This window comes from Serratia myotis, from assembly GCF_027474885.1.
In the GTDB taxonomy this organism is placed as follows: domain Bacteria; phylum Pseudomonadota; class Gammaproteobacteria; order Enterobacterales; family Enterobacteriaceae; genus Serratia; species Serratia proteamaculans.
Map to the genome: position 1 here is coordinate 727,082 of NZ_CP099707.1, position 24,656 is coordinate 751,737.

Annotated in this window: 20 protein-coding genes; 15 read left to right on the forward strand and 5 right to left on the reverse strand. The window is 55.1% G+C overall.

Annotation, left to right across the window (positions count from 1 at the left end; all coding sequences use genetic code 11):
- Nucleotides 1–41: 41 nt before the first annotated feature.
- From sgrT to NHG65_RS03310, 3 genes are all read left to right on the forward strand, one after another.
- Nucleotides 42–215, forward strand: a complete 174-nt coding sequence (sgrT, locus tag NHG65_RS03300; protein ID WP_112348008.1) for a glucose uptake inhibitor SgrT — start codon at nucleotides 42–44, stop codon at nucleotides 213–215.
- Between the two features lie 156 nt (nucleotides 216–371).
- Nucleotides 372–1,577: a sugar efflux transporter gene (locus NHG65_RS03305; protein ID WP_499182939.1), complete on the forward strand. Its 1,206-nt coding sequence runs from the start codon at nucleotides 372–374 to the stop codon at nucleotides 1,575–1,577.
- 141 nt (nucleotides 1,578–1,718) lie between these two features.
- Nucleotides 1,719–3,191: a DASS family sodium-coupled anion symporter gene (locus tag NHG65_RS03310; protein ID WP_413481135.1), complete on the forward strand. Its 1,473-nt coding sequence runs from the start codon at nucleotides 1,719–1,721 to the stop codon at nucleotides 3,189–3,191.
- 134 nt (nucleotides 3,192–3,325) lie between these two features.
- On the opposite strand, the gene leuD is transcribed toward NHG65_RS03310, so the two are convergent.
- The 4 genes from leuD to leuA are packed head-to-tail and all read right to left on the reverse strand — an operon-like array spanning nucleotide 3,326 to nucleotide 8,010.
- On the reverse strand, nucleotides 3,326–3,928 hold the full coding sequence (gene leuD / locus NHG65_RS03315; protein ID WP_085120215.1) for a 3-isopropylmalate dehydratase small subunit: 603 nt from the start codon (nucleotides 3,926–3,928) through the stop codon (nucleotides 3,326–3,328).
- A gap of 11 nt (nucleotides 3,929–3,939) precedes the next feature.
- Nucleotides 3,940–5,340, reverse strand: a complete 1,401-nt coding sequence (gene leuC / locus NHG65_RS03320) for a 3-isopropylmalate dehydratase large subunit (RefSeq protein WP_099063088.1) — start codon at nucleotides 5,338–5,340, stop codon at nucleotides 3,940–3,942.
- Between the two features lies 1 nt (nucleotide 5,341).
- On the reverse strand, nucleotides 5,342–6,433 hold the full coding sequence (gene leuB, locus NHG65_RS03325) for a 3-isopropylmalate dehydrogenase (RefSeq protein ID WP_085120217.1): 1,092 nt from the start codon (nucleotides 6,431–6,433) through the stop codon (nucleotides 5,342–5,344).
- A gap of 2 nt (nucleotides 6,434–6,435) precedes the next feature.
- The gene (leuA, locus tag NHG65_RS03330) at nucleotides 6,436–8,010 is read right to left on the reverse strand and encodes a 2-isopropylmalate synthase (protein WP_017891594.1); all 1,575 of its coding nucleotides are present in this window, start codon (nucleotides 8,008–8,010) and stop codon (nucleotides 6,436–6,438) included.
- 889 nt (nucleotides 8,011–8,899) lie between these two features.
- On the opposite strand from leuA, the gene leuO reads away from it, so the two are divergent.
- The 5 genes from leuO to cra all read left to right on the forward strand — a co-directional run bounded on the left by leuO (nucleotide 8,900) and on the right by cra (nucleotide 15,869).
- Nucleotides 8,900–9,847, forward strand: coding sequence for a transcriptional regulator LeuO (gene leuO / locus NHG65_RS03335; protein WP_099063086.1), 948 nt, complete (start codon nucleotides 8,900–8,902; stop codon nucleotides 9,845–9,847).
- 463 nt (nucleotides 9,848–10,310) lie between these two features.
- Nucleotides 10,311–12,119, forward strand: a complete 1,809-nt coding sequence (locus tag NHG65_RS03340) for an AMP-dependent synthetase/ligase (protein WP_499182940.1) — start codon at nucleotides 10,311–10,313, stop codon at nucleotides 12,117–12,119.
- A 316-nt stretch (nucleotides 12,120–12,435) separates the two neighbouring features.
- Complete coding sequence (gene ilvI, locus NHG65_RS03345; RefSeq protein WP_099063084.1) at nucleotides 12,436–14,154, forward strand: acetolactate synthase 3 large subunit; 1,719 nt, start codon at nucleotides 12,436–12,438, stop codon at nucleotides 14,152–14,154.
- Between the two features lie 2 nt (nucleotides 14,155–14,156).
- Nucleotides 14,157–14,648, forward strand: a complete 492-nt coding sequence (gene ilvN / locus NHG65_RS03350; RefSeq protein ID WP_004932806.1) for an acetolactate synthase small subunit — start codon at nucleotides 14,157–14,159, stop codon at nucleotides 14,646–14,648.
- A gap of 216 nt (nucleotides 14,649–14,864) precedes the next feature.
- Complete coding sequence (gene cra / locus NHG65_RS03355; RefSeq protein WP_085120221.1) at nucleotides 14,865–15,869, forward strand: catabolite repressor/activator; 1,005 nt, start codon at nucleotides 14,865–14,867, stop codon at nucleotides 15,867–15,869.
- Nucleotides 15,870–15,909: 40 nt separating this feature from the next.
- Here cra and NHG65_RS03360 read toward each other — a convergent pair whose 3' ends face one another.
- Entirely contained in the window at nucleotides 15,910–16,350 is a 441-nt protein-coding gene (locus tag NHG65_RS03360; protein WP_085120222.1) for an L-alanine exporter AlaE, read from the reverse strand.
- Between the two features lie 871 nt (nucleotides 16,351–17,221).
- Here NHG65_RS03360 and mraZ point away from each other — a divergent pair.
- From mraZ to mraY, 7 genes are read left to right on the forward strand one after another with little or no spacing between them, the layout of a single operon-like run.
- Nucleotides 17,222–17,680: a division/cell wall cluster transcriptional repressor MraZ gene (gene mraZ, locus NHG65_RS03365; RefSeq protein WP_085120223.1), complete on the forward strand. Its 459-nt coding sequence runs from the start codon at nucleotides 17,222–17,224 to the stop codon at nucleotides 17,678–17,680.
- 2 nt (nucleotides 17,681–17,682) lie between these two features.
- Entirely contained in the window at nucleotides 17,683–18,624 is a 942-nt protein-coding gene (rsmH, locus tag NHG65_RS03370; protein ID WP_085120224.1) for a 16S rRNA (cytosine(1402)-N(4))-methyltransferase RsmH, read from the forward strand.
- A complete protein-coding gene (gene ftsL, locus NHG65_RS03375) occupies nucleotides 18,621–18,941 on the forward strand; it encodes a cell division protein FtsL (RefSeq protein WP_012005204.1) in 321 nt (106 codons plus the stop codon). The genes rsmH and ftsL overlap by 4 nt, the downstream gene beginning before the upstream one ends.
- 42 nt (nucleotides 18,942–18,983) lie before the next feature.
- Entirely contained in the window at nucleotides 18,984–20,747 is a 1,764-nt protein-coding gene (locus NHG65_RS03380; RefSeq protein ID WP_099063083.1) for a peptidoglycan glycosyltransferase FtsI, read from the forward strand.
- On the forward strand, nucleotides 20,734–22,221 hold the full coding sequence (murE, locus tag NHG65_RS03385) for a UDP-N-acetylmuramoyl-L-alanyl-D-glutamate--2,6-diaminopimelate ligase (RefSeq protein WP_207979284.1): 1,488 nt from the start codon (nucleotides 20,734–20,736) through the stop codon (nucleotides 22,219–22,221). Before NHG65_RS03380 ends, murE begins: the two co-directional genes overlap by 14 nt.
- Entirely contained in the window at nucleotides 22,218–23,579 is a 1,362-nt protein-coding gene (gene murF / locus NHG65_RS03390; protein ID WP_099063081.1) for a UDP-N-acetylmuramoyl-tripeptide--D-alanyl-D-alanine ligase, read from the forward strand. The genes murE and murF overlap by 4 nt, the downstream gene beginning before the upstream one ends.
- Nucleotides 23,573–24,655, forward strand: a complete 1,083-nt coding sequence (gene mraY / locus NHG65_RS03395) for a phospho-N-acetylmuramoyl-pentapeptide-transferase (protein ID WP_012005208.1) — start codon at nucleotides 23,573–23,575, stop codon at nucleotides 24,653–24,655. The genes murF and mraY overlap by 7 nt, the downstream gene beginning before the upstream one ends.
- The last annotated feature ends 1 nt before the right edge of the window (nucleotide 24,656 follow it).

A 24,656-nucleotide genomic window follows, 5' to 3' on the forward strand; every position in this document is an offset into this window, starting at 1 on the left:
TACGCCGATAATTTTCCTCAATGAAAGGGGGAGGGCGACGGATGAAAGTTTTCTTGTCAAAACAGTTCTATCAGCGGTATTTCACAGCGGTACGCCGCCAGCGGGCCGACTGGTTGGGGCTGGTGCCTGAACAGGCGCGCCTGGAGATACTGGCGCATGTAACCCAATGGGATATCCCTGGCATGACAGATAAGCAATATCGCGAGCACCTGTGAGGCTCGGGTAGAAAAAGTTTCTGAGTAATGGTGTTGTTCACCAGCCAGTGGGGTCATACCCACTGGTTTTTTTATTATGGGTCGCGGTGATGTTCTTGCAATTTTGCCACCGTAGCCTAAGGTTCTGTCTTCCGCTTTAGGGTCAGGAACAAAGATATGAAACGCCAGCGCTGGCTGCCACGCCGCTTTAATCCGATCTTTGCCGCATTCCTGCTGATTGCTTTTCTTTCCGGCATTGCCGGCGCGCTCTTGGCGCCGACGCTGAGCCTGTTCCTGACCACCGAGGTCAAGGTGCGGCCGCTGTGGGTCGGCCTGTTTTATACCGTTAACGCCATTGTCGGCATTGCGGTCAGTTTCCTGTTGGCCAAGCGTTCGGATACGCGCGGAGATCGGCGCAAGTTGATTCTGTTGTGTTGCCTGATGGCGGTTGGCAACTGTCTGCTGTTTGCCTTTAACCGTGACTACCTGACATTGATCACCGCCGGGGTCTTGCTGTCGGCGATTGCCAATACCGCGATGCCGCAGATTTTCGCGCTGGCGCGGGAATATGCCGACAGTTCGGCGCGTGAAGTGGTGATGTTCAGCTCGGTGATGCGTGCGCAACTGTCGCTGGCCTGGGTGATTGGTCCGCCGCTTTCGTTCACACTGGCGCTGAACTATGGATTTACCGTGATGTTCATGATTGCCGCGGCGACCTTCGCGATCTGTGCATTGCTGGTGTGGTTTACCCTGCCTTCGGTGCCCCGCGCGGCTCCGGTCGAGCCGGAGAATGTACTGGCGGCGACCCCTTCGGCTCCTATCGCCCCTGCCAGCGTCTGGCGCAACCGCGATGTACGACGCTTGTTTATTGCCTCGATGCTGATGTGGACCTGCAACACCCTGTATATCATCGACATGCCGCTGTATATTACCGCCGATCTGGGCCTGCCGGAGGATCTGGCGGGGCTGCTGATGGGGACCGCCGCCGGGCTGGAGATCCCGGCAATGTTGCTGGCCGGTTATTACGTCAAACGGTTCGGTAAGCGCAACATGATGCTGTTCGCCGTGGCGGCCGGCATCCTGTTTTATGCCGGATTGGTGGTGTTTAAATTTAAGCTGGCACTGATGGTGCTACAGCTGTTCAACGCCATATTTATCGGCATCATCGCCGGTATCGGTATGCTCTATTTCCAGGACCTGATGCCAGGCCGACCGGGCGCGGCAACCACGCTGTTTACCAACAGTATTTCCACCGGGGTGATCCTGGCCGGGGTACTGCAGGGGGCGCTGGTGGAAAACCTGGGGCACTATGCGGTTTACTGGTTGGCGACCCTTCTGGCGGTGGCGGCGTTGTGGATGAGTGCCCGCGTGCGGGAAGTGTGAGCTTAAACGTCACCAACCTTGACGCATGTCATTGAGAACATGACGCCAGCCCCCCAAGCTGAACGGACCCGGAACGCGATGAGCGCGTTCCCGCCCATCTTGCTGCTGAGATGCCGATCCGTTTAGAAAAGTGGGTATGTTATGGATAAACTAACGCCGCTCAAGCCCGTCCCTTCTCTGTGTGCCGTCGTTGCCGCCTTGCTTATCTGGTTTGTGATCCCTGTGCCTGAAGGGGTGGAACCCAATGCCTGGCATTTGCTCGCGCTGTTTATCGGCACCATCATCGCCATCATCGGCAAAGCTATGCCCATCGGCGCCGTTTCGGTGGTAGCGATTGCGCTGGTGGCCGTCACGGGCGTCACCAATCCCGGTAAACCCAGTGCTGCGCTGAATGATGCGCTCAGCGGATTTTCCAACCAGTTGATCTGGCTGATCGGCTTTTCGATCATGATCTCCCTTAGCCTGAACAAAACCGGGCTGGGGGCGCGTATCGGCTATTACTTTATCTCGCTGTTCGGTAAGAAGACGCTGGGCATCGCCTATGCGCTAACGCTGGCGGAAACCACCCTGGCACCGGTGACCCCAAGCAACACCGCCCGTGGTGGCGGGATTATCCATCCGATCATGAAGTCGATCGCCGACAGCTTCGGCTCCAAACCCGAGTTGAACACCTCCGGCAAGATTGGCCGTTATCTGTCGCTGGTAAATTACAATATCAACCCGATCACTTCGGCGATGTTTATCACCGCGACCGCACCTAACCCGTTGATCGTCAGCCTGATCGCCAAGGGCACGCATGGCAACTTCGAGCTGTCCTGGTCCATGTGGGCGGTGGCCGCGCTGGTGCCGGGGTTGTGCTCGCTGATCGTCATGCCGTTGGTGATTTATCTGCTCTATCCGCCGGAGGTGAAAAGCACCCCGGATGCCCCGCGTTTCGCACGCGACAAGCTGCAAGCGCTGGGACCGGTAACGCTGCCGGAGAAAATCACGCTGGCGGTGTTTGCCTTGCTGCTGGTGCTGTGGGCCGGTATTCCGGCGATGATCTTCGGCCCGGCGCTGGCGGTCAACCCGACCACCGCCGCGATGATTGGCCTGGCGGTGCTGCTGGCGACCGGCGTGTTGAGTTGGGAAGATGTGCTCAGGCACAAGGGGGCCTGGGACACGGTGGTGTGGTTCTCCGCGCTGGTGATGATGGCCAGCTTCCTTGGCAAGTTGGGGTTAATCAGTTGGCTGTCGCAAACCGTGGGCAACGGTATTGATCATATGGGGATGAGTTGGGTTGGCGGCACGGTATTGCTGACCATTATCTATCTGTATTCGCATTACTTCTTCGCCAGCACCACCGCGCACGTTACCGCCATGTTTGCCGCCTTCTTTGCCGCCGGCATTGCGCTCGGCGCACCGCCCGCGTTGCTGGGTTTAATCCTGGCATTCTCTTCTTCACTGATGATGTCGCTGACCCACTATGGTACCGGCACGGCACCGATTGTCTTCGGCTCAGGCTATGCGACGCTGGGTGAGTGGTGGAAAACCGGTTTGGTGATGAGCATAGTTAACTTGCTGATTTGGATGTTGATTGGTGGGGCGTGGTGGAAATGGCTCGGTTATTGGTAATACCCGTCATACTTGAAACTGCCGCTGTGTTGGCTGCGTAAGTGCACCCCTGTCACTTAGTTCACTAAGCTCCAGGGGATTTACTGACTTGCCGCCTTGCCGCAGTTCCAATTATTTAGGGTATTTGCCGATGATCAGTTCAGGAAGGCCGGCTGCTGCGCCTCGTAGCGGGAAATATCCGCTTCGTGTTGCAGCGTCAGACCGATGCTGTCCAACCCGTTAATCATGCAGTGGCGGCGGAAGCTGTCGATCTCGAACGGATAGCTTTTGTCACCGGCTTTCACCGTCTGGTTTTCCAGGTCAACTTCAAATTCAATGCCTTCGTTGGCGGCGACCAGTTGGAACAGCGTTTCCACGTCCTGCTCACTCAGCTTAACCGGCAGCAGCTGGTTGTTGAGCGAGTTGCCGTAGAAGATATCGGCGAAGCTGGGGGCAATCACCACTCTAAAGCCGTAGTCGGTCAGCGCCCAGGGGGCATGCTCACGCGATGAGCCGCAACCGAAGTTTTCACGCGCCAGCAAAATGCTGGCACCTTTGTAACGCGGTTGGTTCAGTACAAACTCCGGATTTGGCTGCTGGCCGGCATCGTCCAGAAAACGCCAGTCGTTAAACAGGTGCTGGCCAAAGCCGGTGCGCGTTACCTTCTGTAAAAACTGTTTTGGAATAATGGCATCGGTATCGACATTAGCCGCATCCAAAGGCACCACTAAACCGGTATGTTGAGTAAATTTAGCCACGGTTGCGTTCCTTAGTGAATATCACGGATATCGGCGAAATGGCCGGCAATAGCGGCCGCAGCGGCCATTGCCGGACTGACCAGGTGAGTACGTCCACCGCGGCCCTGACGCCCTTCGAAGTTACGGTTGCTGGTGGATGCGCAGCGTTCGCCCGGGTTCAGGCGGTCGTTGTTCATCGCCAGGCACATCGAGCAGCCCGGCAGACGCCATTCAAAACCGGCATCGATAAAGATTTTATCCAGACCTTCGGCTTCCGCCTGCGCTTTCACCGGGCCAGAGCCTGGTACCACGATGGCCTGAACACCGCTGGCAACCTTGCGGCCTTTGGCGATGGCCGCTGCTGCGCGCAGGTCTTCAATGCGTGAGTTGGTGCAGGAACCGATAAATACCTTGTCGATCGGCACGTCTGTCAGCTTGATACCCGGTTTCAGATCCATATAAGCCAGGGCTTTTTCGGCCGAGGCGCGCTCACCCGGATCGCTGAACGATTCTGGCGCGGGGATGGTCTGGTTGACGGCGATAACCTGACCCGGGTTGGTACCCCAGGTCACCTGTGGCGCGATGTCTTCAGCGCGCAGGGTAACAATGGTGTCGAATTTGGCATCGTCGTCGGATTTCAGCGTGCGCCAGTAGGCAACGGCCTGTTCCCAGTTATCGCCGGTTGGTGCAAACTGACGGCCCTTCAGGTAATCAAAGGTGGTGTCGTCCGGCGCAACCAGCCCGGCTTTGGCACCCATTTCGATCGCCATGTTGCACAGCGTCATGCGGCCTTCCATGCTCAGCGCCTGAATGGCTGTGCCACAGAATTCCACCACGTGGCCGGTACCGCCGGCACTGCCGGTTTTACCAATCACTGCCAGTACGATGTCTTTAGCGGTGATGCCAACGGCGGCATCGCCGGTCACTTCAATTTTCATGGTCTTGGCGCGGCCCTGTTTCAGGGTCTGGGTCGCCAGCACGTGCTCCACTTCAGAGGTGCCGATACCAAACGCCAGTGAACCGAAAGCGCCGTGAGTCGCGGTGTGTGAGTCACCACAGACGATGGTCATGCCCGGCAGCGTCATGCCCTGCTCAGGGCCGATCACGTGTACGATGCCCTGATACGGGTGGTTCAGGTCATACAGCAACACGCCAAACTCTTCGCAGTTCTTGATCAGCTCTTGCATCTGAATGCGCGCCATCTCGCCACTGGCGTTGATGTCTTTGGTTTGGGTGGACACGTTGTGGTCCATGGTGGCAAAAGTCTTGCCCGGCTGGCGTACTTTACGGCCCATGGCGCGCAGGCCGTCGAACGCCTGCGGGGAAGTCACTTCGTGCACCAGGTGGCGATCGATATACAACAGCGGGGTTTCTTCCGGCGCCGAGTAGACCACGTGGGCATCGTATAATTTCTGATATAACGTTTTAGACATGTTATGCCCCCTGAGCAACAAAGCGGGCGATGATGTCACCCATTTCATCGGTGCTGATGGCTGGACCAACACCGGCCAGATCGGCGGTGCGGTAACCCTGTTCCAGCGCCTGATTGATGGCGCGTTCAACGGCATCGGCCGCTTCGCTGGCACCCAGGCTGTAACGCAGCAGCAGGGTGGCTGACAGGATCTGGGCGATCGGGTTGGCAATGCCTTTACCCGCGATATCCGGCGCTGAACCACCGGCTGGCTCATACAGGCCAAAGCCCTGTTCGTTCAGGCTGGCGGAAGGCAGCATGCCCATCGAACCGGTGATCATCGCACATTCGTCGGACAGAATGTCACCGAACAGGTTGGAGCACAGCAGCACGTCGAACTGCGACGGGTCTTTGATCAACTGCATGGTGGCGTTGTCGATGTACATATGCGACAGCGACACATCCGGGTAATCCTTGGCGACCTGATTGACCACTTCGCGCCACAGAATGGAGCTCTGCAATACGTTGGCCTTATCAATCGAGGTCACTTTGTTGCGACGCTTGCGGGCGGACTCGAAGGCGATGCGGGCAATGCGCTCGATCTCGAAGCGGTGATAAACCTCGGTATCGAAGGCGCGTTCTTGCATGCCCTGGCCTTCGCGGCCTTTTGGCTGGCCAAAGTAGATGCCGCCGGTCAGTTCACGCACGCACAGAATATCGAAACCGCGGGCGGCGATGTCGGCACGCAATGGACAGAACTCTTCCAGCCCCTGGTACAAACGAGCAGGGCGCAGGTTGCTGAACAGTTTGAAGTGCTTACGCAACGGCAGCAAAGCGCCACGTTCAGGCTGCTCTGCCGGCGGCAGGTGTTCCCACTTCGGGCCACCGACTGAACCGAACAGGATGGCGTCGGCTTGCTCACAACCGGCGAGGGTGGCCTGTGGCAGCGGGCTGCCATGGCGATCGATGGCGATGCCACCGACGTCGTATTCGGCTTCGGTGATACGGATGTCAAAGCGCTGACGCACTGCGTTCAACACTTTACGTGCTTGGGCCATTACTTCCGGGCCGATTCCGTCTCCGGGCAAGACGGCAATGTGGTAAGTCTTCGTCATGTTCACACCGTTTCCTGATTATTTTGATGTTTGCTTTGCTGCAGACGCTGTTTTTCTTTTTCTACCTGCTGGGAGCGCCAAATATTATTTAATACGTGAACCATCGCCTTGGCGGAGGATTCCACAATGTCGGTCGCCAGACCCACGCCGTGGAAGCGGCGGCCGTTGTAGGACACCACGATATCAACCTGGCCCAGAGCGTCGCGGCCCTGGCCTTTGGCGGTTAACTGGTATTTCACCAGTTCAATGGGATAACCGGTAATGCGATTGATGGCCTGATAGACCGCGTCAACCGGCCCGTTACCGGTGGCCGCTTCGGCTTTCTCTTCTTCGCCGCAGATCAATTTCACCGATGCGGTGGCCATGATGCTGCTGCCTGACTGCACGCTGAAGTAGTCCAGGCTGAAATGCTCGGGCTCTTCCTGCTGCTTATTAATGAAGGCCAGGGCTTCCAGATCGTAATCGAACACCTGACCTTTCTTATCGGCCAGCTTCAGGAAGGCGGCGTACAGATTGTCCAGGTTGTAGTCCTGTTCTTTGTAGCCCATCTCTTCCATGCGGTGTTTCACTGCCGCGCGGCCGGAACGGGAAGTCAGGTTCAACTGCACATCTTTCAGACCTATGGTTTGCGGGGACATGATTTCGTAGTTTTCACGATTTTTCAGCACGCCGTCCTGATGAATGCCAGAGGAGTGGGCGAAGGCATTGGAACCGACGATCGCCTTGTTGGCAGGAATCGGCATATTACACAGCTGGCTGACAATTTGGCTGGTGCGGAAAATTTCCTGATGGTTGATGTTGGTGTGCACGTTCATGATGTCCTGGCGCACTTTGATTGCCATGATCACTTCTTCCAGCGAGGTGTTGCCGGCGCGTTCACCAATGCCATTCAAGGTACCTTCTACCTGGCGTGCCCCCGCCTGCACCGCGGCGATGGAGTTGCCGACCGCCATCCCCAGATCGTCGTGGCAGTGCACAGAGATAATGGCCTTGTCGATATTCGGTACGCGGTCATACAGGGTGGTGATAATGCCACCAAACTGGTTCGGCGTGGTGTAGCCAACGGTGTCTGGAATATTGATGGTGGTAGCACCGGCGTTGATGGCGGCTTCTACCACACGACACAGGTTATCGATCGGCGTACGGCCTGCATCTTCACAGGAGAACTCTACGTCATCAGTGTAGTTACGGGCGCGCTTCACTGAGCGGATTGCCATCTCCAGCACTTCGTCGAACGAGCGCTTCAGCTTGGATTCAATATGCAGGGTGGAGGTGGCCAGGAATACGTGAATACGGAAGGCTTCGGCCACGCGCAACGCTTCGGCTGCGACGTCGATGTCTTTATCCACGCAACGGGCCAGGCCACATACACGACTGTTTTTAATCTGGCGGGCAATGGTTTGTACGGATTCGAAATCGCCCGGTGAGGATACCGGGAAGCCGACTTCCATGACGTCGACACCCATTCTCTCCAGCGCCATCGCTATCTGAATCTTCTCTTTCACGCTCAGGCTGGCTTGCAGCGCTTGTTCGCCATCACGCAGCGTTGTATCGAAAATAATGACTTGTTGGCTCATCAGGGCGTTCCTTATCGTGTTTATTTCACGCTAAGCGGGTAAAAAAAAACCCGCGCAGTAGCGCGGGTTTGTTATGAGGGTGGGCTAAATCAGCTCTGAACTGCGTCCACCGGCATACCGCGCAAACAAGATGCGTTAAGTAGTAGGCCTAGTAGACGGTAAGTACGGTTCATGGCGGTTCAGCTTCTCTAAAATAGTTTCGTTGCCTAATTTGATACGTTATTGGCTTGGTCATGTCAACACCTGATTGAAAATGAGGGTACTCACTGACCTCCTGATTAACGTTCCGCGGCGAACAGAAGATAGTTCGGTGAAAAATGACATTGTCAGATAAAAGGCAATGAAGGATTTGCGGGCCTGTTAGCATAAATGAAATGAATATATATCGTCGTAATTGCTTCTGATGTTCATTAGGTTAAAATTAAAGATGCAAAACGACAGAAGGCATGCTAGCCAAAAAAAACAGGGGTGGTTATATTTTTTCCATCAATATGTTTGTGGTTTGTTATGTTTTTTATGAATTATTCATAGAGTTAATGGCTATCAGTAATTAATGAGGAGGTTTTATTAAATGAAGTGGTTATTAACCGTGTTTTTATCGGAGTAAGTAAGGGTGAGGAACAGAAGTTAAATGAAGGTGCAAAGAGAGGTTTGTGAAGTTAACAGATTTAAATGGTGTGTGTGATCTCTTCCCGTGAGAAAAATGGATGTGATGTGCGGCAGGTATTAACTTTTAACCATGTTTGTATATAGGACGTTGCTTGAGCTCGGTTTAAATGAACGGAGCGAGAGATAACTAATTCTGCTTTGTGCGATTAGAACAGCGATGAATTATGACTCGTTAATTGTACTTTGGGGATTATCTACACAGGACTTAGTGGAGTGGGATATGTCGGAATATAATTCAGAAGTTATCACTGAGAAAGAAACCAGCGATTTGCATTTACGCAGTGTCGATCTGAATTTGCTAACGGTGTTTGATGCCGTTATGCAGATGCAGAATATTACCCGGGCCGCGAGCTTTTTGGGGATGTCGCAACCGGCAGTGAGCAACGCCGTTGCGCGCTTGAAACTGATGTTCAATGACGAGTTGTTTGTGCGCTGTGGGCGCGGGATCCAGCCTACGGTAAGGGCCAGGCAGCTTTTTGGGCCGGTGAGGCAAGCATTGCAGTTGGTGCAAAATGAGCTGCCTGGCGCGGAGTTTGAACCCTTTACCAGTGAGCGAGTCTTCTCCATCGCCATTTGCAGCCCACTTGATTTGCGCTTGGGGTCCGCGCTAATCAACCACCTGAAGGAAATAGCGCCTCAGACCCATTTAAAAATAAAATCATATATAACGAGTAGTATTGATAGCCAATTGCGCTACCAGGAGGTTGAGTTCGTTATTGGCTATGCCTGTTTTGAATCGGCAGAGTTTAAAAGTGTGAGGCTTTTTGAGGATGAACTGGTGCTGGTTCTTGCCAAGAAACATCCGAGAATTGAAAAGGCCATCACGCCGGAACAAATTCTTGGTGAGCAGCATGCGGTGGTTTCGCTGGATATTTTTAACTCCTTCAGTAAGCCTTACTATATAGAGGAGGCGATGCAGCGCGTCGTGGCTCAGCAATGTACCGATTTATACAGTGTGCTGAATATGGTATCCAATACTGACATGATTGCCATAGTTCCGGCCTGGCTGGCTCAGCAGCAGGCTGAAGCATTACAGCTGCGTTTTATTCCTTTCCCCTGCAGTGAAAATAAGGTGACCTGTTATCTGTCCTGGCATGAGTCGGCAGAAAGAGATAAGGGACATCTATGGATGAAAGGTATGCTTGGCCAGTCTGATATGTCTGAGTAAATCAGCCGATTATTACCCCCGAGGTGGTAGTTTCCCGTTGGGGGAATAATTTTTCCCATTCGTTGGTTAGGAATTACCTTGGGTTTATGTAAGATATATCTTGGCTTAAGTGTTCTGCATTAACCGCTTCCGCATGACCTCGGTAGTTTCATTGAAAATTATTATAATGAAATTATATTCTGAAATATTAATTACAGTTGGTGTTTTTATCTGTTTTCTTCGGTGCCTGTCGAACCCGCGTTTTGTGACCTGGATAAAACCTTTTCATCACCCTTCTGTCCAATGAGAGGTTGCGGTGAAATTAACCTGGGTTTTAGCTCACACTTCTACGCTGAAATCTCTTTTCCCGTTGCCAGAGAGTAGGTAGACTGCGCGAAAAAAAGTAAACACGTGTAAGCTGAGATGCAGAGCAAGATGGCCTGCTCAACGCTAACTGTTTGATTCATTTCAGGCTCAGGGCGCTATGATCAATAATCTGCTGCAATACCATTTGACTCACCGTATACAGCACCAAATTTCCCAGCGTGCCGATCGCACAGCTTTTCGCCAATGGTCTCCTGCTGGAGAGACCCAATTGACCTGGCAGCAGGTCGATACGCATATCAACCACATTGCCAGTGCGCTGTTGGCGTTGGGCACCGAGGTGCAGGAGCGTATCGCGATCTTTGCCAATAACAGCATGGCCTGGTCGCTGGCGGATTTGGCGATCCTGCGGTTACGTGGGGTCAGCGTGCCGCTGTATGCCACCAATACACCGGCCCAGGCGGCTTTTATCATTAATGACGCCGATATCCGCATTCTGTTCGTTGGCGAACAGGCTCAGCTGGATGCTGCCATCGCATTACGCGGCGTCTGTCCGCAATTGAACCACATTATTGTGTTTGATGACGGCGTTGATCTGCGCGGTTGTGAGATTGCTCAGCACCTGAGCGCCTTTGAGCGTGAAGCCGATCCGGCGGCGTTTGAATCGCAGCTGCAACAACGCATTGCCGATTGCGATCTGCGGGATCTGTTCACACTGATCTACACCTCCGGTACCACCGGCGAACCTAAAGGGGTGATGCTGGATTACCGCAACCTGGCGGCACAGCTGTATCTGCACGATGAGCGACTGACGGTAACGGAAGAAGATGTCTCTCTCAGTTTCCTGCCGATGTCGCATGTGTTTGAACGCGCCTGGAGTTTCTTCATTATGCACTCCGGTGCGCAAAACGTGTTTTTGCCCAATACCGACTGGGTGCGTGAGGCCATGACGGCGGTACGCCCGACGCTGATGTGCGCGGTGCCGCGGTTCTACGAAAAAATCTTCAGTGCAGTGCACGAGAAAGTTGCCCGTGCCCCCTGGCTGCGCCGTGCACTGTTCCACTGGGCAATTGTCTGCGGTGAGCGTAAGTTCCTGCAAGAACGCGCCGGTAAGCCTCTGGGCAAGTTGTTTGATCTTTCCCACCGTTGGGCCGATAAGCTGGTGTTGAGTAAACTGCGCGGCATTCTCGGCGGGCGGGTGCGGTTCTTGCCGGCTGCCGGTGCCAAACTGGACGACAATGTGATCCTGTTTTTCCAGGCGATGGGCATCAACATCAAATATGGTTATGGCATGACCGAGACCTGCGCCACCGTTTCCTGCTGGGAAGAGGGCAATTTCCGCTTTGGCTCGATTGGCAAACCCCTGCCGGGGGTTGAGGTGCGTATTGGTGAGGAGAATGAAATCCAGGTGCGTGGCCCGGTGGTGATGCGCGGTTATTTCAATAAGCCGCTGGAAACCGCCGCCTCCTTTACCGAAGATGGCTGGTTGAAGACCGGCGATGCCGGTGCCATTGACGAAGGCGGCAACCTGTTTATCACCGAGCGCCTCAAGGATCTTATGAAAACCTCCGGCGGCAAGTACATTGCTCCGCAGATGCTCGAAGGCACGCTGGCGCAGGATCGCTTTATCGAACAGGTGGCGATCATTGCCGACGCACGTAAATTTGTCTCCGCCTTGATTGTGCCCAGCTTTGAGTCGCTGGAAGAGTATGCCAAGTCCATCAACCTGAAATACCAGGATCGGCTTGAACTGCTGCGCAACAGCCATATTCTGGAAATGTTCGACAGCCGCCTGCGTGAGATGCAAAAAGAGTTGGCGCGTTTCGAACAGGTGAAAAAGTTTACCCTGTTGCCGGCGGCCTTTTCGATGGAGTTGGGGGAACTGACACCGACGTTGAAGCTGCGTCGTAAAGTGATTTTGCAGCGCTATCAGAGTGAAATTGATTCAATGTACCAGGAGAAGGCTTAACCACGCCTTAGTGCAGGTTTCCCGGTTAAAAAAACGGCATCCTTCTTGCCTGATATAGTTCTGTAATTCCTCGCCTGACTGAAACAATGCCTAGCCCGATTTGCCAGCGGCTAGTGCATTGTTTCTGTAAACCCCCGATCCCCAGCTCGTTGCCAGTAACCCTTTTGTTGTTGTGCCATTTTGCCGTTTGCCTGCCTTATATTCTGACGTTATGTTAATGGGTTATAGTCAATCCATAAAAAGTTTGGGGTATTGCCCCACAACAGGCGCCACGTTCCGGCGCCAGATAAGAATAAGTTAGCCTGGAGGCAAACCCATGGAGATGTTGTCAGGAGCCGAGATGGTCGTCCGATCGTTGATCGATCAGGGCGTTAAGCATGTATTCGGTTATCCGGGCGGGGCGGTACTCGATATCTACGATGCCCTGCATACGGTCGGAGGAATCGATCACATATTGGTACGCCATGAGCAAGGTGCCGTGCATATGGCCGATGGCTATGCGCGTGCGACTGGTGAAGTGGGGGTGGTGCTGGTGACCTCAGGTCCCGGAGCGACCAATGCGATCACCGGCATTGCGACTGCCTATATGGACTCCATCCCAATGGTGGTGCTGTCCGGTCAGGTTCCCAGCTCGCTGATTGGCTATGATGCCTTCCAGGAGTGCGACATGGTGGGGATTTCTCGCCCGGTAGTGAAGCACAGCTTCCTGGTCAAACGCACCGAAGATATTCCCGGCATCCTGAAGAAGGCTTTTTACCTGGCTTCTACCGGTCGCCCTGGTCCGGTGGTGATCGACCTACCGAAAGACATCGTGGGTCCGGCGGTGAGAATGCCTTACGCCTATCCGCAGGAAGTGAGCATGCGTTCCTATAACCCGACGGTGCAAGGGCATCGCGGGCAGATTAAGCGTGCGTTACACACCGTGCTGTCGGCTAAAAAACCCGTGATGTACGTTGGCGGCGGGGCGATCAACTCGGCCTGTGAGGCAGAGCTGCTGGAATTGGCGGAGAAGCTGAATCTGCCGGTGACCTGCACCCTGATGGGGTTGGGCGCCTTTCCCGGTACGCATCGCCAGAGCGTCGGCATGCTCGGCATGCACGGCACTTATGAAGCCAACAAAACCATGCACAACTCTGACGTGATTTTTGCCGTCGGCGTGCGTTTCGACGATCGTACCACCAACAACCTGGCCAAATACTGCCCGGACGCTACCGTACTGCATATCGACATTGACCCTACCTCAATTTCCAAGACGGTAGACGCCGATATTCCAATTGTTGGCGATGCCAAACAGGTGCTTACGCAGATGCTGGAGCTTCTGGCACAGGAAGACAAGGCGCAGGACCACGATGCGTTGCGTGACTGGTGGCAATCCATTGAGCAGTGGCGCGCGCGCGATTGCCTGAGCTACGACAAAAACAGCGGCACCATTAAGCCACAGGCAGTGATCGAAACCCTGCACCGGCTGACCAAGGGTGACGCTTATGTCACTTCCGATGTCGGCCAGCACCAGATGTTCGCCGCGCTCTATTATCCCTTCGACAAGCCACGCCGTTGGATTAACTCCGGCGGGCTGGGCACCATGGGCTTTGGTCTGCCGGCGGCGCTGGGCGTGAAGTTGGCGCTGCCTGATGAAACCGTGGTGTGTGTCACCGGGGACGGCAGTATCCAGATGAACATTCAGGAGCTGTCCACCGCGCTGCAGTACAACCTGCCGGTGATCGTGGTGAACCTGAACAACCGCTATCTGGGGATGGTGAAGCAGTGGCAGGACATGATTTATTCCGGCCGCCACTCCCAGTCTTATATGGATTCCCTGCCGGACTTCGTCAAACTGGCGGAGGCTTATGGCCACGTAGGCATCGCCATTCGCACCCCGGATGAGCTGGAAAGCAAACTGGCACAGGCGCTGGCCGAGAAGGAGCGTCTGGTATTTGTCGACGTCACCGTCGATGAGACCGAACATGTTTACCCGATGCAGATCCGGGGTGGAAGCATGGACGAAATGTGGTTAAGCAAAACGGAGAGGACCTGATCATGCGCCGTATTTTATCTGTATTGCTGGAAAATGAATCCGGTGCGTTATCGCGTGTGGTGGGCTTGTTCTCTCAGCGCGGTTACAACATTGAAAGCCTGACGGTAGCCCCGACCGACGATCCCACTCTGTCACGAATGACGATTCAAACCGTTGGCGATGAGAAAGTGCTGGAGCAGATCGAAAAGCAGCTGCATAAGTTGGTGGACGTGCTGCGCGTCAGCGAACTGGTGCAGGGCGCGCACGTTGAGCGTGAAATCATGCTGGTGAAGCTGCAGGCCAGCGGTTATGGCCGCGAAGAGGTGAAACGCTGCGCCGACATTTTCCGTGGTCAGATTGTCGACGTCACCGCCACGCTATACACCGTTCAACTGGCGGGTACCAGCGACAAGCTGGATGCGTTCCTGAGTGCGGTGCGTGAAGTGGCCGAAATTGTCGAGGTGGCGCGTTCCGGTGTGGTCGGCGTGTCGCGCGGCGATAAAATCATGCGCTGAGGCGTGATACCGGCATAATCTAGGGGCGTAGCCAGGCTGCGCCCTTTGTTTTTCGGTGTTTTTTGCCCGTTTGCTGGCACCTTTCGGCAAAAGCGGTTGCTAGGCAGTGTTTTCTGCTGTTAGATCGCAGAGGCTGGATTGAATAACCGCACAGGATGCGATGGTTAATCCGGGCATGGTTTTCACTTCTATTTTCAGCGTCATTAAGGGGTTAACGTGAAACTGGATGAAATCGCGCGTCTCGCGGGCGTTTCGCGCACTACGGCCAGTTATGTCATCAACGGCAAGGCGAAGCAGTATCGTGTCAGCGATAAAACCGTCGAAAAAGTGATGGCCGTGGTCAGGGAGCACAACTATCATCCGAATGCCGTCGCGGCAGGGCTGCGCGCCGGGCGGACTCGTTCAATTGGTCTGGTGATACCGGATCTGGAAAACACCAGCTACACCCGCATTGCCAACTATCTGGAACGTCAGGCTCGCCAACGCGGCTACCAGTTGTTGATTGCCTGTTCGGAAGATCAGCCGGATAACGAAATGCGCTGCATTGAGCACCTGTTGCAACGCCAGGTCGACGCGCTGATCGTTTCCACCGCCTTACCGCCGGAGCACCCGTTCTATCAGCGTTGGGCCAACGATCCACTGCCGATTATCGCTCTGGACCGGGCACTGGATCGCGAGCATTTCATCAGCGTGGTGGGGGCCGATCAAGAGGACTCATTCGCGCTGGCGCAGGAGCTTCGTACCTTCCCGGCTGAGTCGGTGCTGTATCTGGGGGCCTTGCCGGAGCTTTCAGTCAGCTTCCTGCGTGAGCAGGGGTTCCGTGAGGCATGGCAGGATGACGAGCGGCATGTCGATTATCTGTATGCCAACAGTTATGAGCGTGAGGCTGCCGGCGTGTTGTTTGCCGAATGGTTGAAAACCCACCCGATGCCGCAGGCGCTGTTCACCACCTCATTCTCTTTGCTGCAAGGGGTGATGGATGTGACGCTGAAGCAACGTGGCCGTTTGCCGACCGATCTGGCGATCGCCACCTTCGGCGATCACGAGCTGTTGGACTTCCTCGAGTGTCCGGTCCTGGCGGTTGCCCAGCGTCACCGTGACGTGGCCGAGCGCGTGCTGGAACTGGTGCTGGCCAGCCTGGATGAACCGCGTAAACCCAAACCGGGTCTGACGCGCATCCGCCGTAATCTGTTCCGCCGCGGCAGTCTGAGCCGGAAATAATTCTTAACAGGAGCGCCCCGTTGCGCTCCTGCTTCATGCTTCACACGTAGCCTGCCACTCTGAACAATCTTCTGCAGTATTCGAGAAAGTAACCGTACACCACGCCCATTGCCATCGACACCACCGCGTTGCTGGTTACCGCCGTCATGATTTGTTGCCCATCGGCACCGACGCTCCACAGGATGGCGGCATAGACGGGGGACTGGAAACTGACATAGGCCAACAGGTCGGCCAGGTTGCGCAGTAAAAAGGGTTGGCGGTGAAAGCGCCTGGCGACACGGATAAACAGATCGCGATAGCGGCCATAGGGCCAGGCGATCAGGATGTTCACCGGGATCGACAGCAAACGGGACGAGAGTGATTGTTGAAAGCTCATGCCGGACACCAGGATTTCTATCGCCATACCGGCGATGAAGCAGTACACCACCAGTGCAAAGGTATCGGCAGCGGCGCTGCGCCAATGAGGGACAGGCGAAAGCATGATGCAATCTCCGTGGTTATTGGTTAATGTTCTGTTAAATCATTAATTGTTGGTTGTTAAATCTGGTTTTTTATTATTTTTGTAGTTTACACTTCCGCCATGAATTCACTAAGTAGCTAAATATTTTTATTTTAAGGTGTTGCGTGGTTTTTGTGCTGAGCTCAGGCAGAGGAATATGGCGCGAAGGGATTAAAAATGGATGAATTGCAACTATTCAATAAAAAACAATGAGTTGCATTATTTGTTGCGGCGAACTGCTTTTTCACAGTAAAAATTGTGGGAATAAATGATGTAAGGAAATGAAACCATAATTGTAAACAGGTATTTTGAGAATAATCTTACTAAATTGATTTAAATCGAAATTAGCTCCCCTCGTAATATCTGAGTCATTTATTTTTTCAGCGAACTTATCACTGAGGCTTTAATTGAAGTAAAATAGCGGCCGGTGTGGGGCGTAATAACCGTTGAGCGTTATTAACTCAATGGCTTAAGCCCTGGTTCGGCAGTAATGCAAGTTTGCGCCGGGCCTTGTCCGGTGCGGGTCCCAACGGGTTACAGGGATGTGATTGCCGAGCTAAAAAATGAGACATCGATTGCAGAAGGAAGTATTGAGTTAATTAATCGCCAATTTGTCAGGTTTTTAATCACGTTCTTTCCGCTTAGAAATTTCTCCCCGTTTATCATGATGTTAATTTTTAATCATCTAATAAATAGCGTTCCTTTCGCGAGCCAGCTCCCAAAATGACCGAAGAAATATTGCCAAAGCGCTGGCGCTCTGGCTTGACAAGGTTTTCATACCCTCCGTAAACTCCATTATGTGGGAATTTGTGGGGTAAAGTGGTGAAAATGGTCGTGGAGGGGTAGCTCAGGCATGTTCCGTGGAGCAACGATGGTTAATCTCGACAGCAAAGGGCGGCTTGCCGTACCCACCCGTTACCGGGATTTGCTGAACGAGCAATCGCTAGGCCAAATGGTTTGCACCATTGACCTCCATCAGCCCTGCCTACTGCTTTACCCACTGCCCGAATGGGAAATTATCGAGCAAAAGTTATCCCGTCTGTCGAGTATGAATCCCGCCGAGCGCCGCGTTCAGCGCTTGCTGTTGGGACATGCCAGTGAGTGTCAGATGGATAGCGCCGGTCGGTTGCTGTTAGCGACAACGCTACGCCAACACGCCGGGCTTACCAAAGAAGTGATGCTGGTCGGGCAGTTCAACAAGTTTGAACTGTGGGATGAACAGACCTGGTATCAACAAGTCAAGGATGATATTGACGCAGAACAGTCGACTCAGGAACCGTTGTCTGAGCGGCTACAGGACTTGTCGCTATAAGCATGTTGGAAAATTATAAACACACCACCGTACTGTTGGATGAGGCGGTAAAAGGTCTCAATATTCGCAGTAACGGCATATATATCGACGGTACTTTTGGCCGCGGTGGCCATTCGCGTCTGATTCTGTCCCAGTTGGGGCCGGAAGGGCGTTTGCTGGCAATTGACCGCGACCCACAGGCGATTGCAGCCGCCAAGTCTATTGAAGATCCTCGTTTTAGCATCGTACACGGCCCATTTTCAGATTTGTCACACTATGTGCGGGAACGCGAATTAGTGGGGCAGATAGATGGCATTTTACTCGATCTGGGCGTTTCTTCGCCGCAGTTGGATGACGCAGAACGCGGCTTCTCCTTCATGCGTGACGGACCGCTGGATATGCGTATGGACTCCTCAAGCGGTCAGTCAGCCTCAGAGTGGCTGATGAAAGCGGAAGCCGACGACATTGCCTGGGTGTTGAAAACCTTTGGCGAGGAGCGTTTCGCCAAGCGTATCGCTCGCGCCATCGTGGAAAGAAATCTGGTCGATCCGATGACTCGCACCAAACAGCTGGCCGATTTGATCGCCAACGCCAGCCCGTTCCGGGATAAACACAAACACCCGGCAACCCGCAGTTTCCAGGCGATCCGCATCTACATCAACAGTGAGTTGGAAGAGATCGAACGTGCGCTGGACGGCGCGCTGGAAGTGCTGGCCCCGCAGGGTCGCCTGTCGGTGATCAGCTTCCACTCGCTGGAAGACCGTATCGTTAAACGCTTTATGCGCCACCACAGCCGCGGTGCTCAGGTACCGGCCGGTATTCCGCTGACAGAAGCGCAATTGCGCAGCATGGGCGGACGCACGCTGAAAGCGCTGGGCAAGATGATGCCTGGAGATGCCGAAGTGGCGGAAAACCCACGTGCGCGTAGTTCGGTGTTGCGTATTGCCGAGAGGATGCCCGCGTGATTGGTAATGAGCGTCATGGCTTAGTCGGGGTGATTGGCGGCGATCTGCTGCGTAACGCCAAGATCCCGTTGATTTTGCTGATTGCCTCGCTGGTGTCTGCGGTTTTTGTGGTGACTACCGCGCACCGTACCCGTTTGCTGACCGCCGAGCGCGAGCAGCTGGTTTTAGAGCGAGATGCTCTGGACATTGAGTGGCGCAACCTGATTCTGGAAGAGAATGCTCTTGGGGATCACAGTCGGGTAGAGCGCATCGCTACTGAAAAACTGCAGATGCAACATGTTGATCCATCGCAGGAAAATATCATCGTTAAACAATGAATGGTTTAACTGAAATCACTACACGGAGTAGAAAGGGAACGCATGAAAGCAGCACGCCCCGGTAAGTTGAAACGCCAGGAAGATCAGGCCAGCTTTGTAAGCTGGCGTTTTGCGTTGCTGTGCGGCTGTATTTTGCTGGCGTTGGTGGGGTTGATGCTGCGGGTGGCTTATCTGCAGGTAATTAACCCGGACCGCCTGGTGAAAGAAGGCGACATGCGTTCACTGCGCGTGCAGGAAGTGCCAACCTCTCGCGGCATGATCAGCGATCGCTCAGGGCGCCCGTTGGCGGTGAGCGTGCCGGTTAACGCCATTTGGGCTGACCCGAAAGAGCTGAATGAGCGTGGTGGCATAACGCTGGACAGCCGTTGGAAGGCACTGTCCGATGCGTTGAATATCCCGCTGGATCAGCTTTCTACCCGCATCAACGCCAACCCGAAAGGGCGCTTTGTCTACCTGGCGCGCCAGGTGAACCCGGCGATTGGCGATTACATCCACAAGCTGAAACTGCCGGGGATTTACCTGCGTCAGGAGTCTCGCCGTTACTATCCTTCCGGCCAGGTGACCTCGCATATCATCGGCGTGACCAACATTGATGGCCAGGGGATTGAAGGCGTCGAGAAGAGCTTTGATCGCTGGCTGACCGGGCAACCGGGCGAAAGAACCGTGCGTAAAGACCGCTATGGCCGGGTGATTGAGGATATCTCCTCGGTCGACAGCCAGGCGGCGCATAACCTGGTGCTGAGCGTCGACGAACGTCTGCAGGCGCTGGTTTATCGCGAACTGAACAACGCCGTGGCGTTCAACAAGGCCGAATCCGGTACCGCAGTACTGGTGGACGTGAACACCGGCGAAGTATTGGCCATGGCCAACAGCCCGTCTTACAACCCGAACAATATGGCCGGTACGCCGAAAGAAACCATGCGTAACCGTGCTATCACCGATATTTTTGAACCCGGCTCCACCGTGAAACCTATGGTGGTCATGACGGCATTGCAGCACGGCATTGTGAAAGAAAACAGCGTGCTGAATACCGTCCCTTACCGTATCAACGGCAAGGAAATCAGGGACGTTGCGCGTTATGCGGAACTCTCCCTGACCGGGATCTTGCAGAAGTCGAGTAACGTCGGTGTTTCACGACTGGCGTTATCGATGCCGTCCTCAGCGTTAGTAGATACTTACTCTCGTTTTGGATTGGGAAAAGCGACCAATTTGGGGCTGGTCGGAGAAAGCAGTGGCATATACCCAAAAAAACAACGGTGGTCTGACATAGAGAGGGCCACCTTCTCTTTCGGCTATGGGCTAATGGTAACCCCGTTACAGTTAGCGCGAGTCTACGCAACGATCGGCAGTTTGGGCGTTTATCGCCCGTTGTCGATTACCAAGGTTGACCCACCGGTTGCCGGTGAGCGCGTGTTCCCTGAACCTCTGGTGCGCACTGTGGTGCACATGATGGAAAGCGTTGCCCTGCCGGGAGGCGGTGGGGTGAAAGCCGCGATCAAGGGCTACCGTATTGCCATCAAAACCGGTACCGCCAAAAAAGTGGGCCCGGACGGCAAATACGTCAACCGATACATCGCTTATACCGCCGGCGTTGCGCCGGCGAGTAATCCCCGATTTGCTCTGGTGGTGGTCATCAATGACCCGCAGGGTGGGAAATACTACGGTGGTGCGATCTCCGCACCGGTGTTTGGCGCCATCATGGGCGGCGTATTGCGCACCATGAACGTCGAGCCGGATGCGTTGCCTACCGGTGAGAAAAGCGATTTTGTAATTAACAGAAAAGAGGGTTCAGGTGGCCGATCGTAATTTGCGCGATTTACTCGCTCCGTGGGTGCCAACGGCGCCCGGGCGCGCGCTGCGGGAAATGACATTAGACAGCCGTATTGCGGCTGCCGGGGATCTGTTTGTCGCCGTTGTCGGCCATCAAACGGATGGACGCCGCTATATTCCGCAGGCCATTGCGCAGGGCGTTGCCGCCGTGATTGCCGAAGCTGAAGGTCAGGCTGAAGACGGTGCTATTACTGAAATGCACGGCGTGCCGGTGATTTATCTGAGCCAGCTCAATCAGCGTCTTTCCGCGTTGGCCGGTCGTTTTTACCATCAGCCGGCGGAGCGCCTGCGTCTGGTTGGCGTCACCGGGACTAACGGCAAAACCACCACCACACAACTGCTGGCGCAGTGGGGCCAACTGCTGGGCGAAACCAGCGCCGTGATGGGCACCGTGGGCAACGGTCTGCTGGGCCAGGTATGCCCAACGGAGAATACCACCGGTTCTGCGGTGGATATTCAGCACGTGTTGAACGAATTGGTCGACAGCGGTGCGACCTTTGCCGCGATGGAAGTCTCTTCCCATGGGCTGGTGCAGCACCGCGTGGCGGCGTTACCTTTTGCCGCTGCCGTATTCACCAACCTGAGCCGCGATCACCTGGATTACCACGGTGATATGGCCAATTACGAAGCGGCCAAGTGGTCGCTGTTCGCCGGTCACGAAGTGGGCCAGGCGATTATCAATGCTGATGATGAAGTCGGTCAGCGCTGGTTGAGCAAATTACCGGATGCCGTGGCCGTTACCATGCAGGATAACCTGCAGCCGGGCTGCCATGGCCGCTGGCTGAAGACCACTGCGGTCAACTATCACGATAACGGTGCCACCATCCACTTCAGTTCAAGCTGGGGTGACGGTGAGATTGAAAGCCGCCTGATGGGGGCCTTCAACGTCAGCAATCTGCTGCTGGCACTGGCGACGCTGCTGTCGCTGGGGTATCCGCTGGACAAATTGGTCGCCACCGGCAATCAGCTGCAGCCGGTCTGCGGCCGAATGGAAGTGTTCAACGCGCCGGGTAAACCGACGGTAGTGGTCGATTACGCCCACACCCCGGACGCGCTGGAAAAAGCCTTGGAAGCCGCTCGCTTGCACTGCCTGGGGCAGTTGTGGTGCGTGTTTGGCTGTGGCGGCGATCGTGACAAAGGCAAGCGTCCGTTGATGGGCGGTATCGCCGAACAGTTCGCCGATCGCGTGGTCGTGACCGACGATAACCCTCGTACCGAAGAGCCGCAGGCGATCATCGCCGATATCCTGACCGGCCTGCTGGACGCCGGACGTGCTCTGGTGATCCACGGTCGTGCGGAAGCGGTAACCAGCGCCATCATGCAAGCTAAAGAACAAGATGTGGTACTGGTGGCAGGTAAAGGCCACGAGGACTACCAACTGGTGGGGAATCGCCGCCTGGATTACTCCGATCGCACCACCGTAGCGCGTCTGCTGGGGGTAATAGCATGATCCCTGTCTCCCTTCGGACACTGGCCGATGTATTGAGCGCTGAGTTGATCGGCGCCGATTGCCAAATCGTTGAGGTGACGACAGATACCCGTCAGGTAACCGCGGGTTGCCTGTTTGTGGCATTGAAAGGCGAGCGTTTCGACGCTCACGATTTTGCTGTTGATGCGGTAGCCGCTGGCGCTGGGGCGCTGCTGGTAAGTAAGCGCTTATTGGTGGAGGTTCCGCAACTGGTGGTGAAAGATACCCGCCTGGCTCTGGGACAGCTTGCTGCCTGGGTTCGTCAGCAGGTGCCGACTCGCGTAGTGGCGTTAACCGGTTCATCGGGCAAGACCTCGGTGAAAGAAATGACCGCGGCCATTCTGCGTGAATGCGGTGAAGTGCTGTATACCGCCGGTAACTTCAACAACGATATCGGCGTGCCGCTGACGTTGTTGCGTTTGCAGCCGCAGCACGACTTTGCCGTGATTGAGCTGGGTGCCAATCATATTGGTGAAATTGCTTACACCACGGCTTTAACCTGTCCGCAGACCGCACTGGTGAATAACCTGGCGGCCGCCCACCTGGAAGGCTTTGGCTCTTTGGCCGGTGTCGCTCAGGCGAAAGGCGAAATTTTTGCCGGTTTGCCGGCTGACGGCGTGGCAATCCTCAACGCCGACAATAACGACTGGCCGCACTGGCAGAGCATGCTGGACGGCAAAACTGTCTGGCGTTTCTCGCCGCAGGCGGCAGAAAACATCGATTTCTTCGCCAGCGATGTGCAGGTGAATGGCAAAGGCACGCAGTTTACGCTGCACAGCCCGTTCGGTACCGCGCCCATCGCACTGCCGCTGCCGGGCCGTCATAACGTGGCCAATGCGTTGGCCGCTGCGGCGCTGGCAATGTCGGCGGGTGCCTCGCTCGAAGCCGTGCGTCAGGGATTGAAACAGTTACAGGCGGTACCGGGGCGTTTGTTCCCGATTGCGCTTTCTGACCACCAGCTGCTGCTGGATGACAGCTATAACGCCAACGTCGGTTCAATGACGGCTGCCGCACAGGTGCTGGCGGAAATGCCGGGCTACCGCGTGATGGTGGTGGGCGACATGGCAGAGTTAGGGGCAGAAGCCGAAGAATGTCACCGCCAGGTGGGCGAAGCCGCCCGGCTGGCAGGGGTGGATAAAGTGTTGGGCGTCGGCCCGTTAAGCCAGGTGCTGGTTGAAGCCTCGGGTCATGGCGAACATTTTCAGGATAAGGCAGCAGTGATCGCGCGCGTGGCGGAATTACTGTCAGAACATGCGGTAATTACCGTGTTAATCAAGGGTTCACGTAGTGCCGCAATGGAGCAGGTAGTACGCGCGTTACAGGAGAAAGCACCATGTTAGTTTGGCTGGCCGAACATTTGGTCAAATATTATTCCGGCTTCAACGTCTTTTCCTACCTGACGTTCCGAGCCATTGTCAGCCTGTTGACCGCGCTGTTCCTCTCTTTGTGGATGGGGCCGCGGGTGATTAAACGCCTGCAGGAGATGTCCTTCGGCCAGGTGGTGCGTAACGACGGTCCGGAGTCGCATTTCAGCAAGCGCGGCACGCCGACCATGGGCGGCATCATGATCCTGACCTCCATCACCGTTTCGGTATTGATGTGGGCCTATCCGTCGAATCCTTATGTGTGGTGCGTACTGTTCGTGCTGGTGGGTTACGGGATTGTTGGCTTCGTTGATGATTACCGCAAGGTGGTGCGTAAAGACACCAAGGGGCTGATTGCCCGCTGGAAATACTTCTGGCAGTCGGTGATTGCGTTGGTGGTTGCCTTCGCCATGTATGCCGTAGGAAAAGACACGCCAGCCACTGAGCTGGTTGTGCCGTTCTTTAAGGACATCATGCCGCAGCTCGGCCTGTTATACGTGCTGCTGGCGTACTTTGTGATTGTGGGCACCAGCAACGCGGTCAACCTGACCGACGGGCTGGATGGCCTGGCGATTATGCCAACGGTGTTTGTGGCCGCGGGCTTTGCGCTGGTGGCCTGGGCGACCGGTAACATGAACTTCGCCAACTACCTGCACATTCCTTATCTGCGCCATGCCGGTGAGCTGGTGATCGTCTGTACCGCCATCGTCGGTGCCGGTCTGGGCTTCCTGTGGTTCAACACCTACCCGGCTCAGGTCTTTATGGGTGATGTTGGCTCCCTGGCACTGGGCGGCGCGTTGGGCACCATTGCGGTGCTGCTGCGCCAAGAGTTTTTACTGTTGATTATGGGCGGCGTGTTCGTGGTTGAAACGCTGTCGGTGATTTTGCAGGTGGGGTCGTTCAAGCTGCGCGGGCAACGTATCTTCCGCATGGCACCGATTCACCACCACTATGAATTGAAGGGCTGGCCAGAACCGCGCGTGATCGTGCGCTTCTGGATTATTTCGCTGATGCTGGTGCTGATTGGCCTGGCGACGCTGAAGGTGCGGTAAT